General features: G+C 63.0%; 11 protein-coding genes. 4 read left to right on the top strand and 7 right to left on the bottom strand.

Translation table 11 applies throughout. The features are described from left to right. Window positions 1-14 precede the first annotated feature (14 nt). From RCH91_RS19100 to RCH91_RS19075, 6 genes are all read right to left on the bottom strand, one after another. Window positions 15-1,109 carry a glucose 1-dehydrogenase gene (locus tag RCH91_RS19100; protein ID WP_306536650.1) on the bottom strand — a complete coding sequence of 365 codons (1,095 nt, stop codon included), beginning with the start codon at window positions 1,107-1,109 and terminating at the stop codon, window positions 15-17. A 23-nt stretch (window positions 1,110-1,132) separates the two neighbouring features. Beyond that, a complete protein-coding gene (locus RCH91_RS19095) occupies window positions 1,133-2,698 on the bottom strand; it encodes a GMC oxidoreductase (RefSeq protein ID WP_306536649.1) in 1,566 nt (521 codons plus the stop codon). A gap of 39 nt (window positions 2,699-2,737) precedes the next feature. Continuing rightward, the gene (locus tag RCH91_RS19090; protein WP_306536646.1) at window positions 2,738-3,205 is read right to left on the bottom strand and encodes a hypothetical protein; all 468 of its coding nucleotides are present in this window, start codon (window positions 3,203-3,205) and stop codon (window positions 2,738-2,740) included. A 216-nt stretch (window positions 3,206-3,421) separates the two neighbouring features. Further along, window positions 3,422-4,435, bottom strand: a complete 1,014-nt coding sequence (locus RCH91_RS19085; protein WP_306536644.1) for a VOC family protein — start codon at window positions 4,433-4,435, stop codon at window positions 3,422-3,424. A gap of 1 nt (window position 4,436) precedes the next feature. Further along, window positions 4,437-5,237: an MIP/aquaporin family protein gene (locus RCH91_RS19080; protein ID WP_306536698.1), complete on the bottom strand. Its 801-nt coding sequence runs from the start codon at window positions 5,235-5,237 to the stop codon at window positions 4,437-4,439. Window positions 5,238-5,267: 30 nt separating this feature from the next. Beyond that, window positions 5,268-7,964: a glucosidase gene (locus tag RCH91_RS19075; RefSeq protein ID WP_306536642.1), complete on the bottom strand. Its 2,697-nt coding sequence runs from the start codon at window positions 7,962-7,964 to the stop codon at window positions 5,268-5,270. A 222-nt stretch (window positions 7,965-8,186) separates the two neighbouring features. Here RCH91_RS19075 and RCH91_RS19070 point away from each other — a divergent pair, with 222 nt between their 5' ends. Beyond that, window positions 8,187-9,740: a PAS domain S-box protein gene (locus RCH91_RS19070; RefSeq protein WP_306536640.1), complete on the top strand. Its 1,554-nt coding sequence runs from the start codon at window positions 8,187-8,189 to the stop codon at window positions 9,738-9,740. Here the strand turns inward: RCH91_RS19070 and RCH91_RS19065 are convergent. Continuing rightward, entirely contained in the window at window positions 9,706-10,461 is a 756-nt protein-coding gene (locus RCH91_RS19065; RefSeq protein WP_306536638.1) for a response regulator transcription factor, read from the bottom strand. The two genes, RCH91_RS19070 and RCH91_RS19065, sit on opposite strands and share 35 nt — an antisense overlap. 234 nt (window positions 10,462-10,695) lie before the next feature. Here RCH91_RS19065 and RCH91_RS19060 point away from each other — a divergent pair, with 234 nt between their 5' ends. The 3 genes from RCH91_RS19060 to RCH91_RS19050 all read left to right on the top strand — a co-directional run bounded on the left by RCH91_RS19060 (window position 10,696) and on the right by RCH91_RS19050 (window position 13,389). Continuing rightward, complete coding sequence (locus RCH91_RS19060; protein ID WP_306536636.1) at window positions 10,696-11,127, top strand: Fur family transcriptional regulator; 432 nt, start codon at window positions 10,696-10,698, stop codon at window positions 11,125-11,127. 91 nt (window positions 11,128-11,218) lie between these two features. Beyond that, window positions 11,219-13,210: a ferrous iron transport protein B gene (gene feoB / locus RCH91_RS19055; RefSeq protein ID WP_306536634.1), complete on the top strand. Its 1,992-nt coding sequence runs from the start codon at window positions 11,219-11,221 to the stop codon at window positions 13,208-13,210. Beyond that, a complete protein-coding gene (locus RCH91_RS19050) occupies window positions 13,207-13,389 on the top strand; it encodes a hypothetical protein (protein WP_306536632.1) in 183 nt (60 codons plus the stop codon). Before feoB ends, RCH91_RS19050 begins: the two co-directional genes overlap by 4 nt. The last annotated feature ends 18 nt before the right edge of the window (window positions 13,390-13,407 follow it).

Below are 13,407 nucleotides of genomic sequence, written 5' to 3'. Positions count from 1 at the left end.
ATTTCATTCTCCCGTCAAAGTTCCACAACTACCTTCAGGTCGCCGGGCTGCCGCTCGAAGGATTCGCGGAAGCGGTCAATCGGCACGCGGCGCGTGATGACGCCTTCGAGCCAGCCTGGCCACCGCTCCCGGGCGGCGGCCAGATCCCTGACTCCCTGCTCGAAGTCGGCCCTGTTGGCGTTTACGCTGCCGAAGACGGAGCGGTTGCCGAGGACGAGCTCGAGATTGAGGCAGCCGGCGCAGATCTCCATCGGCTTCTCGCTCCCGGTGACCGAGGTGAGGCAGAGGATGCCGTTCAGGCCGATGATGCGCATGGCGCTCAGGGCCACCTGCTCGGCCCCGGTCGCCTCAAGGATGAAATCGAACGCCCCGCACTGCTTGGGAAGCTCGCCGATGTGGTTGATCATCTCCCCCTTCTCGTCCAACTGGGGGATATACCTGGCGCCGATGGCGGCTACCCGCTCCGAGATGACCGGGCTGGTGTCGCGGGCGTAGACGATCGTTTCCAACCCCCTGAGCCGCAGCACCACCGCGGCCATCATGCCGATGGGGCCGGCGCCGAGAACCAGCGCCCGCTTCGGACTCCAGGCTTTCATCCGCCCCTGGGCGGCCCAGGCGTGGCGGATTCCCTTCTCGACCACGGTCAGCGGTTCGAGCAGCACCCCCACCTCCCTGAGGTCGGGGGGGATGGGAATGAGGTACTCGGGAGACTCCACGTAGTATTCGGAGAGAAAACCGTGCCGCCCCTTGATGCCCCGCTCCATGTAGTTGCCGGCGATGCACATGTCCTGCTCGCCGGCGCAGCAGTTGGGGCAGTCGTCGGGCCGCCGCACCATGGCGACTACATGATCGCCGGGGGCGACCCCCTTCACGTTCGCGCCGACCGATTCCACCTGGCCGAAGTTCTCGTGGCAGAGGATCAGGTACTCCTCGCCCGGCGGGGCCTGGCCGTACTCGGCCCGGTCGATTTCCAGGTCGGTGCCGCAGATGCCGACGCGGATCATCCGCACCCGGACCTGATCCGCGGTCGGGGCGGGCACGGGCACCTGGATCAGGCGGGCGCTCTTGGCGACGCCGGGGGTGACGGCAACAGCTTTCATGGTGCTCATGGCAAAGTCTCCTTTCGCAAATGTTACTTCAGGCGTGCCAGGAGATGATCCCCCACCCGCAGGGCGTTGGCCATGACCGTCAGTGCCGGGTTCACCGCCCCGGACGAGGGGAAGAAGCTGGCGTCCACCACGTAGAGGTTATCCAGCTCGTGGGCCTTGCAGTTTCGGTCAAGGGCCGAGGTCCGCGGGTCGTTGCCGAAGCGGACCGTCCCGTTCTGGTGAGCCACGCCGGCCAGCGGGATCCGTTGCCCCACGAAGAGGTTACGGGCGAAGATCCCCTGGTGGCACTCGTGGCCGTGCTCGGGACACGCGGTTTGCTGCTGCATCAAATTCTTGAGCTTGGCGATGAGGCGCTTGTGCCCCTCCTCGTTGTTGGGCTGATAGGCGAGAACGATGTTCCCCTGGCGGTCGAGGGTCACCCGGTTCTCGGGGGCCGGGAGATCCTCCGAGGTGAGCCAGAAGTCGACGGAGTGGTTCGCCATGTACTCCAGGGTGAAGCCGGGGGTCAGGGCAGGCGCTCCCGCCTTCAGGGTCTCGGCGTCGAGCTTGCCGACGAAGGAGATGTGCCCCATGGGGTACTCCCACTCCTTCGAGGCGAGGTAGAAGTCGTTGAACGACAGCGTCTTCTGGAAGACCGTCGGGTTAGGGCACTTGGAGATGGCCATGAGGACCGAATTGACGTGCCCCATGTAGTGGCGCCCCACCACGTCCGAGCCGTTGGCGAGGCCGTTGGGATGCCGGTCGCTGGCCGAGCGCAGAAGGAGCGCCGCCGAGTTGATCGCCCCGCAGGAGACCACCACAATGTCGCCCGTGTACTCCTCGCGGGTGCCGTTGCGGCTGACGATTACCTTCGTCACCTCCCGCCCTGAGGGACTCGTCTCCAGCCGCTCCACGCAGGCGCCGGTCAGGAGCGTCACGTTGGGATGATTGATCGCCTCGTCCACGGCCAGCACCTGGGCGTCGGACTTGGCGTAGACCAGGCAGGGGTAGCCGTCGCAGGTGTTGCAGCGGATGCAGCGGCTGCGGGGGTTCCCTTCGTCCAGCAGGATCCCCAGCGGCGTATGGAATGGCTTCAGGCCCAGACGGGCGAAGTCGTCGGCAATCTCCTGGATCCGCGGCTCATGGTTCACTGGGGGGCAGGGGTAGGGGGCGCTGGCCGGCGGCTCCGTGGGGTCCTCGCCCCGCTGGCCGTGGACCTGGTAGAGCTGTTCCGCCTTGGTGTAGTAGGGTTCCAGCTCGTCGTAGGAGATGGGCCAGGCAGGTGAGATGCCGCCATGGTGGCGGAGTTCGCCGAAGTCCCCCTTCCGGAGCCGGAAGAGGGCCGCCCCGTAGAATTTGGTGTTTCCGCCGACCCCGTAGTTGGTGTGGGGGTGCATCTCCTTGCCGTCTCGGTCGCGCCAGATCTCTTCCGTCTGATACTTCCCTTCGACGTTCACGGCCCGCGGGTTCCAGTTGTCCTTCTCCCGGGGGACGTATTCCCCCCGCTCCAAGAGGAGAACCCGCTTGCCGGAAGGGGCCAGGCGGTGCGCCAGGGTCCCTCCGCCCGCTCCGCTGCCGATGATGATGACGTCGTAACGCTCGCTGCCCATGGTTGTTCTCCTCACTGAGCATGGCATGCTCCTGTCCGGTTACAGGGGAATCTGGGCGTACGGCACCGCCCGGCGGGCCCATTCACTTTGCGGGTGTTGAGCGGCGAGCGTGTCGTAAGCCCGGCGCAGTGCCGTGGCGTCGTGATTCTTCCAGTAACCGGCTACCCCGAGGAGGAAGATCGCCTCGGGCACAACACCGGCCGTCGGGTGTCCATCGATAACCGCCTGGAATTCCGCCATCGCCTCCACAAAGCGAAAGCGGTCAAAATGCATCTTCCCCTGCCCAAGTTTCAAGTGTCCCAGGAAGTCGTCGCTCGGCACGAATCCCACTACCCGGTGGTGCTCGGCGCCGCTAGGGTCGAGGACCAGCAGGGTGGGAGTCCAGCTGACGTTGAACTGCTTCATGAGATCGGTCCGTCGATCCCAGAAACACTGGCTCTTGACCGGGATGAAATACTCTTCGAGGTACCGCTGCACCTTCTCTTCGGAATACGGACCCGTATTCATCGCCTTGCAGCCGAGTCAGCCGTCGAACCAGAAATCGAGAAAGATCGGTTTGCGGCTTTTCTGGGCCGCTTCAATCGCCGCCCCGAAGTCCAGATTCCACTTGATGTCTGCCATGGTTGTCTCCTTTCGTGTCTATCCCTGTCGCGCTGTGGCTTCACGCCGGGAATATCTGGGCGCATCCGGCAGAGAGCCAGCTGCACCGGTGAAAACTGTCTTCTACCGCTCCACCAGCCGCAGGGCGTGGCGGTCCGGGTCGCGCACCATGAGGGCCTTTGTCCCCTCCAGCCCCAGGTTCGTGACATCGACGGCCTCCGGCGAGACAAAGCGGGTCCGTTTTTCGGCGAGCCGGCTCAGGAATCCTTCCGCCTCCTCAACCCGTAGGGTCACCTGCCAGTGGAAGAGGTCGCACGGCTTCGCATCGTCGGGGTAGGGGCGGCCGTCCCGGGGGACGAGGTATTCGAGGAACTCGATCCCCGGACCTTCCGGCGCCTTGAGGCCGGTGATCCGGACTCGCGAGCCGAAGACGTGATTGAGGTACTCCTGCTCGATGCCGTGGTTAAGGCTTTCTCCGGCCACGGTGAGACCAAGCGTGTCCCGGTAGAAGGCGAGGCTACGGTCCGTGTCATCCACGGCGATGGCGGTGTGGTCGATGCCGAGGAACAGTGCCTCCGTCTTCTCCTGCCAAAGGGGATTACCCTTGCCGGCGGGGAACCAGATGAGCTCCAGGGGATGGCCGTCCGGGTCGCGGAAGTAGAAGGCGCGGATGCCGGCGGCAGTCCTGTTCCAGTCGGGGATCCGCTGGGGGGCCACCGAGATCGGCCGCGCCCGGTGCTTCCTGAGTCGCTCCCAGGCGGCGTCCATGTCCCGCACCACGATGGCGATGTGCTGGAACCACCCGTCGTTGCTCCGGGAATCGGGGGGAATGGGCCGGCATGCGGGGGTGAGGTACTCGGTCAGCTCCACCGCTTCCGTCCCCAGGGCCAGCCGCACCACCCGCACCCGGGCGCCGAAGACCCCGGTGAGCCGGTCGAAGCGGGGGTCGTGGAACTCGGTGTCCGAAAGCTTTCTGAAACCGAGCGTCTCCGTGTAGAAGGCGACCGATTTTTCCATGTCCGCGACGGTCATGCCGATGGCGCCGACTCCGACCACCTTCGGCGCGGCGAAGGCGGGGAGGGTGGCCAAGAGGGCGAGCACGAGGGCCGTTGCCGCTATCCGCATCCGTGAAACCATGTCATTTCCCCTTCAGCAGGTCGCCGAACCGGCAGCCGAGAAAGATGCAGCGCCGCGAGGTATGGTGGTTGAGCTTGGCGCAGTAGATGTCGTGCCCCTTCAGTATCCCCCGGTAGAAGCCCGCCGCCGCCAGCATCCCGAGGGGAGGGGCGGTGAAGTAGATCCAGAGGTTGTCCCAGAGCCCGCCGGGGAAGGCGGAGGCGAAAGAGCGGGCCGGGTTCATGCTCATCCCCGAGATGGGGGCCACGATGGTGATGTAGGTGGCCACGAGGCAGCCGGCAAAGAGCCCGGTGTAGCGCGACGTCTTCCGGATGTTGCTCGTGGTGAGCACCACCGTCATGAGGATGAAGGTGATGATCACCTCGGCCGTGAAGGCGACCCAGGGGCCGTATCCCCCCGGCATGGTCGCCACGTAGGAGACCGGTGGCTCGGCGAAGCGCTCTCCGAGGAGTGCCAGCACCGCATAGACTCCTGTCGTCCCCCCCACGAACTGGGCGAGGATGTAGAAGATGGCATCCCAGGGGGCCACCTTGCCGAGGGTGGTGAAGGTGAGGGTTACCGCCGGGTTGAGGTGGGCCCCCGACTGCCGCCCCCACGGGGAGTAGATGATGCCGATGGCGGTCAGGCCCATGGCCAGCCCCATGAGGATCCGGCGCGGCAGCGGATCGGGAAGGGCCTGGACCACCGCCGAGGCCGGATGAAAGAGGATGACCCCGAAGAGTCCGGCCGAGATCATGAAGATGCCGAGCCCCGCCGCTTCCATGAGGTATTCGGGCCAGTGGTTCCGGAGGGCGTCGAGCATCGCGGACACGGGTATTGCCTCCGTTTCTCGCTATGGCAGCGGCTCGGTCGTCACCGGCCTTATGGGCAGCTGCCGGTCGTACCGTCGCTTGATCAGGTTCGCCACCAGCGCCGTCCAGCCGGTCTGGTGGGCCGCGCCAAGCCCCTGGCCGGTGTCGCCGTGGAAGTATTCGTAGAAGAGGAGCAGCTCCCGCCAGTGGGGGTCGCTCTGGAATGGGCTCTCCGCCGGGTAGACCGGCCGCAGCCCCTGGCGGTTTCGCCGGAAGATATCGATGAGCCGCTCGGCCACCAGGTCCGCCGCCTGCTCCAGGGTCACCTCCTTTTCCCCGAGTGCGGGGGCCGGCACGGTGAAGCTCCCGGTCAGGTAGCGGTGGCACTTGTCGAGGGCCCGGACGAAGAGATAGTTCAGCGGCATCCAGATGGGGCCCCGCCAGTTGGAGTTGCCGCCGAAGAGCCCCGACTGGGACTCGCCCGGCTCATAGGCGATCATGGTCTCGCCTACCCCCGGGATGTCCCCGAACCGCTGCAGCCGTTCGTGGATCTTGCTCAGGCCCCGCACCCCGTGGGGCGCGATGAACTCCTCGGCGTCGAGGACCCGCCGCATGATGTCGGGGATGTTGGCCGGAAGGGCCAGGGAGAAGAACCGCTCGCCCCGCGGGTTCTCCGTATGGGGACAGGCGCAGACGATGTTGCCGTCGTATTTGCCGCCGGCGTGGCTCTTGAGGAAGGCCTTGTAGCGGTCGAGTCCCTCCAGTTGCTCCGGGTAGCCGAGCTCGATGCCGAAGACCGGTACAAGCCCCACCCACGAGAAGACCGGCAGGGAGTGGATGCCATGGGGAGTCACCAGGGCATCCTTGAAGAAGCGATCCTCTGGGTCCCAGAGGGGGACGCCGGTCTCGGTGTAGCCGTGGATGGCGTTGGCGATGGCGAAAAACTGGGCGTGGATCTGGATCGCCATCTCCTCGTATTCGGGCTCCTCCCGGGCCAGTTCGATGGCCATCACCGCCAGGTTCAGCGAGAGCATTGCCATCCAGCCGGTGGCGTCGGCCTGCTTGAGGCTGAAACCGGGGGGAAGAGGCTGGGAGCGGTCGTAGACCGAGATGTTGTCGAGCCCCATGAAGCCACCCTCGAAGACGTCGCGGCTGTCCGGGTCCTTTCGGTTTATCCACCAGCCGAAGTTGAGGACGAGCTTGTTGAAGACCCGGCGCAGGAAGGCCAGATCCGCCGTCCCCCGCTGTGTCTTCTCTTGATAGAAACACTCCAGGGCGGCCCAGGCGTGGACCGGCGGATTCACGTCCTCGAAGGACCACTCGTAGGCCGGAATCTGGCCGCTCGGGTGGAGGTAGCGGCGGTCGAGCAGCAGCTCGATCTGCTCCTTTGCATAGTCGATGTCCACCAGCGCCATGGCCACGCAGTGAAAGGCCAGGTCCCAGGCGGCGAACCAGGGGTACTCCCAGGTGTCGGGCATGATGAAGACGTCGGCCGCCTTCAGGTGGCGCCATCTGTGGTTCCGTCCCCAGCGGCGCCCCTCCGGCGGCGGGACGCCGTCACCGTCCAGCCACCGGGCTACGTCGTAGTGGAAAAACTGCTTGCTCCAGACGAGTCCGGCCAGGGCCTGGCGGAAGATGTTCGCGTCGTCGGGCGAGGCGCCGGGAAGGAACTCGCCGTAGAAGGCATCAGCCTCCTTGAGTCTGCTCGCAAGGGTCTTGTCGAACCCCTTGAAGGGGAGATACTCCTCGGTTGGCGAGTGGAAGGGGGGAATGGTGAGGACCAGATCGATGGTCACGGAGCCCCCCGGCTGCACTTCGTGGCTGCTCCAGGCGGCGAATTTGGTACCGGTCAAAGCTGGGTTGACCGCCTCCTGTTCACCATTCACCACGGCGCGGTGGAAGGCGTCCTTCACGTAGGGGGAAGCGTTCGGCGTACCCCAGAGGTGCTCGCTGTTGCTCTCGTTTTCGGTGAAGAGCTGTTTTGCGGAAGACGCGCCGTAGAGATGCCAGGTGTCGAGGGACGGGTGGGTGGCGCTCACCCCCCAGGCGGCACCGGTCGGCGGCGGGTCGACGGCGGCAAGGGCCGGTTTCTCTACCTCATCGTCCCCCCACGCCCAGTCGTTACGGAACCAGAGGGTGGGGAGGAGGTGGATCGTCTCCTTCTCCGGTCCCCGGTTGGAGGCGGTGATCCGGACAAGCATGGTCGTCGGGTCCGCCTTGGCGTAGACCGCCTCCACGTCCCAGTAGCGGTTTTCCGCAAAGGCGCCGGCGTCGAGGAGGCTGAAGGGGGGCTCATGACGGGAGCGGCGATGGTTCTCATCCACGAGGAGCGCGTAGGGGAACTCAGCCTGCGGGTACTTGTAGAGGTAGCGGAGGTAGCTGTGGGTGGGGGTGGCGTCGAGGTAGAAGTAGAACTCCTTTACATCCTCGCCGTGGTTCCCCTCGGTGCCGGTGAGGCCGAAGGCACGCTCCTTGAGGATCGGGTCCCGGCCGTTCCAGAGTGCGAGAGAGAGACAGAGCCGCTGCGCCTCGTCGCAGATCCCGCCGAGACCGTCCTCGTTCCAGCGATAGGTCCGGGAGCGGGACTGGTCGTGGCTGAAGTGCCCCCAGGCGTCCCCGCCGGGGCTGTAGTCTTCCCGCACGGTCCCCCAGGCCCGCTCCGAGAGGTACGGCCCCCAGAGCCGCCAGTTTTCCTTCCCCTTCCGCTGGTTCTCCAGGCGTTTTCGCTCCGCGTTCATACTCGTCACCCCCGAGACAGTCCATTGTGCCCGTTGTGTACTCCCTAAGCATACGGAGGCGGCCGGCGAATTAATCACGAAACTATCACAAATTATTCACTTTTCTCTGGTGACATCGCGTGTGGGGATCTGCTCCGATTGAGCGGTGCGAAGGCTGTGCTATAACTAAGCGTGAGGGAGATGCTGGCGCTCCACTGGCTGCGGGCATGGGGAATTGATGTCATGGGCGTGCGGATATATGAGAGGAGCGGAGCGGCTGCCGGCGAGCCACTCGCGTGGTTCGAAAAGCGGGAGGGGTTTCTTTCGGCCATCCTCGACACCATCGGCGTCAGCATTATCGTTGTGAAGGACGACTGCTCCATTGTCTACGCCAACCGGGCCTATTGCGAAAAATTCGACAAAGCGGCCGATGAAGTGATCGGCACCCGATGTTACGAGATCCACCACAACCCGGAAAAGCCCTGTTACATCAAGTATGACCAGTACCGATGCGCGGCCGGAGCCTGCTTCGATACCGGCCGGCGCCAGAAGGACCTGCACGTCGTCTACCCCACTGGAGACCTTCCGCACTACCTCGGCACCAGTGCCTACCCCTTGACGGATGCCGATGGCTCCGTAAGGCTCGTCGTCATGACAATGCTCGACGTGACCGACCGGGTCAACCTGGAGCAGAAGCTCGTGGAGGCGGTGGACAAATACCGCACGCTGTACGATAGCGCACCGGATATGATGTATTCCCTCGACGGCGATGCCGTCATCATCCTCTGCAACCGGACCATGGCCGCGACCCTCGGCTACGAGCCGGACGAGATGATCGGCAGAAGCCTCGCCGGCTTCCTGACACCCGAGTCACGGAGATGGAGCTTTGATCGTTTCCTGCAGCTGAAAAAGAAGGGATACTTCGAGGGGGAAATGGACTTCCTGACCCGGGACGGCCGGCAGGTGCCGGTCTTCGTCAAGTCGAAGGTCATCTGCGACGAGCACCAGCGCTTTCTGATGTGCGATTCAATCGCCCGGGACATCCGTGAGAAAAAAGAGATGGAGGAGCAACTGCTCCATTCCGAGAAGATGCGAGCCCTCGGCCGGATGGCCGGCGGGGTCGCCCACGACTTCAACAATGTCCTCACCGCCATAACCGGCTACGCCGAGCTGATCGTCGACGACCCGGAAACGGGCGCGAAGGCGCGACATTACGCCGAACAGATCCTCGCGTCGGTGGGGCATGCTGCGGGCATCAACAGGGGGCTCCTGACCTTCAGCCGCAAGCATGCCGCCGACTTCAGGCCGGTTTCACTGAACGACGTCATTGAGGAGCGGCTCGACTTCCTGGAACGACTCCTCGGTACGGGGATCCGGATCACCGCAGCTCTGAGCGCCGAAGACCCGGTCATCGTCGCCGATGCGGTGCAGATCGGGCAGATCCTCATGAACTTCGCTTCTAACGCCCGTGACGCCATGCCGGAGGGGGGTGAATTCACCATCAGGACCGACGTGGTGGAGTCATCCAACCTCGCGCCGGAACTGGCTGACCATCAGGAGGCGGAACGGTATGCGGTCATGACGGTCAGCGACACGGGGAAGGGGATGGATGACGCTACGTCCAGAAGGATTTTCGAGCCGTTCTTTACCACAAAGGAACCGGGGAGGGGGACGGGGCTCGGACTTTCCATTGTATTCGGTCTCGTCAGGCAGCACAACGGCGTCATCACGGTGGAGAGCGAACCGGGCAAGGGGACCGTTTTCAGGGTCCTGTTTCCGCTTCACCGGGTCGCGTAAAACGCTGCGCGGATTCAATCCCGTCATCGTTCAGCTTGTATCCGACCCCCCAGACGGTCAGCATTAGTTCTGGCCGGGAAGGATTCTCTTCGAGCTTGGAGCGGAGTCTGTTTATGTGAGAATCAATCGTATGAGCATAGCAGTCGTTCGTGTATCCCCACACCTCACGGAGGAGCTGAGTCCTGGAAAAAACCTTGCCGGGATGTTTGGCCATGAGCGAAAGGATCTCAAACTCCCGGGGGGTTAGCTTCATCTCTCGGCCGTTCCTGAAAACACCCCGTCTCTCGGTGTCCAGAACAAGAGCCCCGACACGCAGGACATTATCGAAGGAGGGACTCTCCCTCTTGCCAAGTTTTTCCACCAGCCGCACTATTGCCCTGACCCTGGCAACAAGTTCCCGGAAGCTGAACGGCTTTGTCAGGTAATCGTCGGCGCCAACTTCGAGCCCGACGACCCTGTCGACCACGTCATCCCGTGACGTGAGCATAAGGATCGGAATGTATTCTTTAAGGGACCGGATCAGTCGGCAAAGTTCGATCCCGTCAATCCCCGGGAGGATCAGGTCAAGGATGACGAGATCGTACGCTAGCCTCTCGACTTCGGAAAGGCCGGCTGCGCCGTCGTGGGTCAGGGTGACGTCGTAGCCGTCGTTTTCGAGGTGCTGCCGTATGAGCTGTGCGATTTCAAGGTTGTCTTCGATGACGAGAATTCTGGTTGCCATGTGCATGGACCGTAATAAAATCAATGAAATATAAAATGTAGTGCTATTAGTATAGTCACTCAATGCAGAATTTAAAGCCAGAGACACCATTTCTTTCCGTACGGACTCACGAAGAGCGGTCACGGGGATGACTTCTTGGTTTCTGCTGAACGTACGGTAGAGGTAGTGAAAATAAGTATTGACTCGTCCGCACTAATTTCTTAGAGTGAAAATCACTTTCAGTTGAGGTCGGAAATGAAGCGGGCCAAACAGAAAATATTCCAGGACTACATTGCCAAGCAGGGTCTCAAGTCGACCCGCCAGCGCGACGTCATCCTTGACGCCTTTCTTTCCTCCGACCGGCACTTGAGCATTGAGGAGTTATATCTCAAGCTGAGGGCCAAGCATCCCAGCATCGGTTACGCCACGGTCTACCGCACCCTGAAGCTCTTTGCCGAGTCGGGAATAGCGCGGGAGATCCATTTCGGTGACGGCCAGACCCGCTACGAACATGTCTCGGAGGGGGAGCACCACGACCATCTGGTCTGCACGGAATGCGGCGCCATCATCGAGTTCGAGAATGAGAGCATCGAAAAGCTCCAGAACGAGGTGGCGGCTGCCCATGGTTTTCTGATCAGGTACCACAAGCTGGAACTCTACGGGCTCTGCACGAAATGCCACCCGTAGTGCGCGACGAAGTTCTCCGTCGTGTATTTTTTTGCCCTTTTAGCTGAAAGTGAATATCAATAACAGTGCTTCATGAAGGAGTAACCATACAATGGGAATGTTTGAGCGCAAACGCTCCAGCCACGACCGTGTCGCGGCGCCGGCCGGGAACGTGAAAAAGGTGGCCCTGGTGGGGAACCCCAACGTGGGGAAGAGTGTCCTCTTCAATGCCCTTACCGGTGCCTATGTGGCGGTTTCAAACTATCCCGGAACATCGGTGGAGGTGTCCCGCGGTTCCACCACCATCGAGGGGCGGGCCTGCGAGATCATCGACACCCCCGGCATGTATTCCATCCTCCCCATCACCGAGGAGGAGCGGGTTGCGCGGGAGATTCTCCTGAACGAGCGGCCCGATGTCGTGCTCCACGTGCTCGATGCCCGGAACCTGGAGCGGATGCTGGCCATGACGCTCCAGCTCGTGGAGGCGGGGCTGCCGGTGATCCTGGTGGTCAACATCATGGACGAGGCCGAGCGGATGGGGCTTGCCATTGACATACCTCTTTTGCAGGAGAAACTGGGTATCCCGGTCATCGGTGCCGCAACGGCCAAGAAGCGCGGGCTCCCCGAAATCCGCCGGGCCATCGCCTCCTTCGACGGGAGCCGCCATGCGGCCTTCGGCTACAGCCGCAGGCTGGAGGGGGATATCGCCGAGATCACAGAGCTTCTGCAGGGGAACTACACCCTGGCGAAAAAGGCTCTGGCGCTCCTGATGCTCCAGCGGGACGAAGAGATAGCGCGACTCGTGGCAGGGAACGAGGGCGCACGGGCATCGCTCATCGCCGAGCGGGTAAAGGAGAAGATCTTCGAGCGCCGCGAGTCGTTCCACCTGGATCTTTCGCTGGAGCGCAAGGGGATTGTGAAGGGGCTCCTGGAGGGGGTTATCGTGTTCCCCGAGAAGCGGCGGGTCACCTTCGGCGAGCGCCTCTCATCCTGGGCGGTCCACCCCATTACCGGTGTCCCTCTTCTGTTTATCGCGCTCTATTACGGGCTCTACCAGTTCGTGGGGGTCTTCGGCGCCGGTACCCTGGTCGACTTTCTGGAGGGAACCCTCTTCGAGGAGTACTTCAACCCGTGGGTAACGGATTTCGTCAAGGGGATCGTGCCGTGGGAGATCATCCAGGAACTGTTCGTGGGGGAGTACGGCATCATAACCCTGGGGCTTCGCTACGCGGTGGGGATCATCCTCCCCATCGTCGCCACGTTCTTTCTCTTTTTCTCGTTGCTGGAGGACAGTGGCTATTTCCCGCGACTGGCGCTGCTGGTGGACCGGCTCTTCAAGAAGATCGGCCTCACCGGCCGGGCGGTGATCCCGATGGTGCTCGGCTTCGGCTGCGACACCATGGCCACCATGGTCACCCGAACCCTGGAAACGGTGCGGGAGCGGATCATCGCCACGGTGCTCCTGGCTCTGGCCATCCCCTGCTCGGCCCAGCTGGGGGTCATCATGGCCCTCCTTTCCAAGACGCCGGGGGCACTCATGGTCTGGAGCCTCTGCCTGCTGGCGATCTTCCTGGTGATCGGGCTTCTGGCGGCCCGGATCATGCCGGGGGAGACCCCCATGTTCTACATGGAGCTCCCTCCCATGCGGCTCCCCCAGTTCTCCAACGTCATGACCAAGACCTACACCCGGATGCAGTGGTACTTCATGGAGATCCTGCCGCTCTTCATCCTGGCGTCGGTGTTGTTGTGGCTCGGGAAGATCACCCACTTCTTCGAGAAGCTCGTGGCATGGATGGAGCCGATCATGGCGACCATCGGGCTTCCCAAGGAGGCGGCGGTGGCCTTCATCTTCGGCTTCTTCCGGCGCGACTACGGGGCAGCCGGCCTCTACGACCTCCAGGAGAAGGGGCTCATGGAGCCGCGGCAGTTGGTGGTGGCGGCGGTGACCCTCACCCTCTTCGTCCCCTGCGTGGCCCAGTTCCTCATGATGAAGAAGGAGCGGGGGCTCAGGAGCGCCACCCTCATCGCGGTTTTCGTCTCCTTCGTGGCGTTCGGGAGCGGCTATCTGCTGAACCGGCTCATCCTGGTGACGGGGATTTTATGATCCGCTGCGGCTTCTGCGGTAACGAGTTCTCCGAAGAGGAGGGGATCAGGGGATGCGGCCGGTGCGGGAAGACCTGCCGGTCGGTCCGTTGCCCGAAATGTTTCTACGAGAATCCGCCTGAGCCGAAGGCCATCAAGGCATTGAAGGGTGTCCTGAAAAGAGACAAGAAAACGCGATAAAATTACGGTGTCGTCGTT

This window comes from Geobacter sp., assembly GCF_030834625.1.
Taxonomy (GTDB): Bacteria; Desulfobacterota; Desulfuromonadia; order Geobacterales; family Geobacteraceae; genus Geobacter.
Note: the sequence above shows the minus strand (reverse complement) of the source record. Positions and strands in the feature narration are given on the sequence as shown.

Coding starts and splice junctions, on each gene's coding strand:
- RCH91_RS19095 (WP_306536649.1), bottom strand. CDS start 2,698: ATGGGCAGCGAGCGTTACGACGTCATCATCATCGGCAGCGGAGCGGGC.
- RCH91_RS19070 (WP_306536640.1), top strand. CDS start 8,187: ATGGGCGTGCGGATATATGAGAGGAGCGGAGCGGCTGCCGGCGAGCCA.
- RCH91_RS19050 (WP_306536632.1), top strand. CDS start 13,207: ATGATCCGCTGCGGCTTCTGCGGTAACGAGTTCTCCGAAGAGGAGGGG.
- feoB (WP_306536634.1), top strand. CDS start 11,219: ATGGGAATGTTTGAGCGCAAACGCTCCAGCCACGACCGTGTCGCGGCG.
- RCH91_RS19065 (WP_306536638.1), bottom strand. CDS start 10,461: ATGGCAACCAGAATTCTCGTCATCGAAGACAACCTTGAAATCGCACAG.
- RCH91_RS19090 (WP_306536646.1), bottom strand. CDS start 3,205: ATGAATACGGGTCCGTATTCCGAAGAGAAGGTGCAGCGGTACCTCGAA.
- RCH91_RS19075 (WP_306536642.1), bottom strand. CDS start 7,964: ATGAACGCGGAGCGAAAACGCCTGGAGAACCAGCGGAAGGGGAAGGAA.
- RCH91_RS19100 (WP_306536650.1), bottom strand. CDS start 1,109: ATGAGCACCATGAAAGCTGTTGCCGTCACCCCCGGCGTCGCCAAGAGC.
- RCH91_RS19085 (WP_306536644.1), bottom strand. CDS start 4,435: ATGGTTTCACGGATGCGGATAGCGGCAACGGCCCTCGTGCTCGCCCTC.
- RCH91_RS19060 (WP_306536636.1), top strand. CDS start 10,696: ATGAAGCGGGCCAAACAGAAAATATTCCAGGACTACATTGCCAAGCAG.
- RCH91_RS19080 (WP_306536698.1), bottom strand. CDS start 5,237: ATGCTCGACGCCCTCCGGAACCACTGGCCCGAATACCTCATGGAAGCG.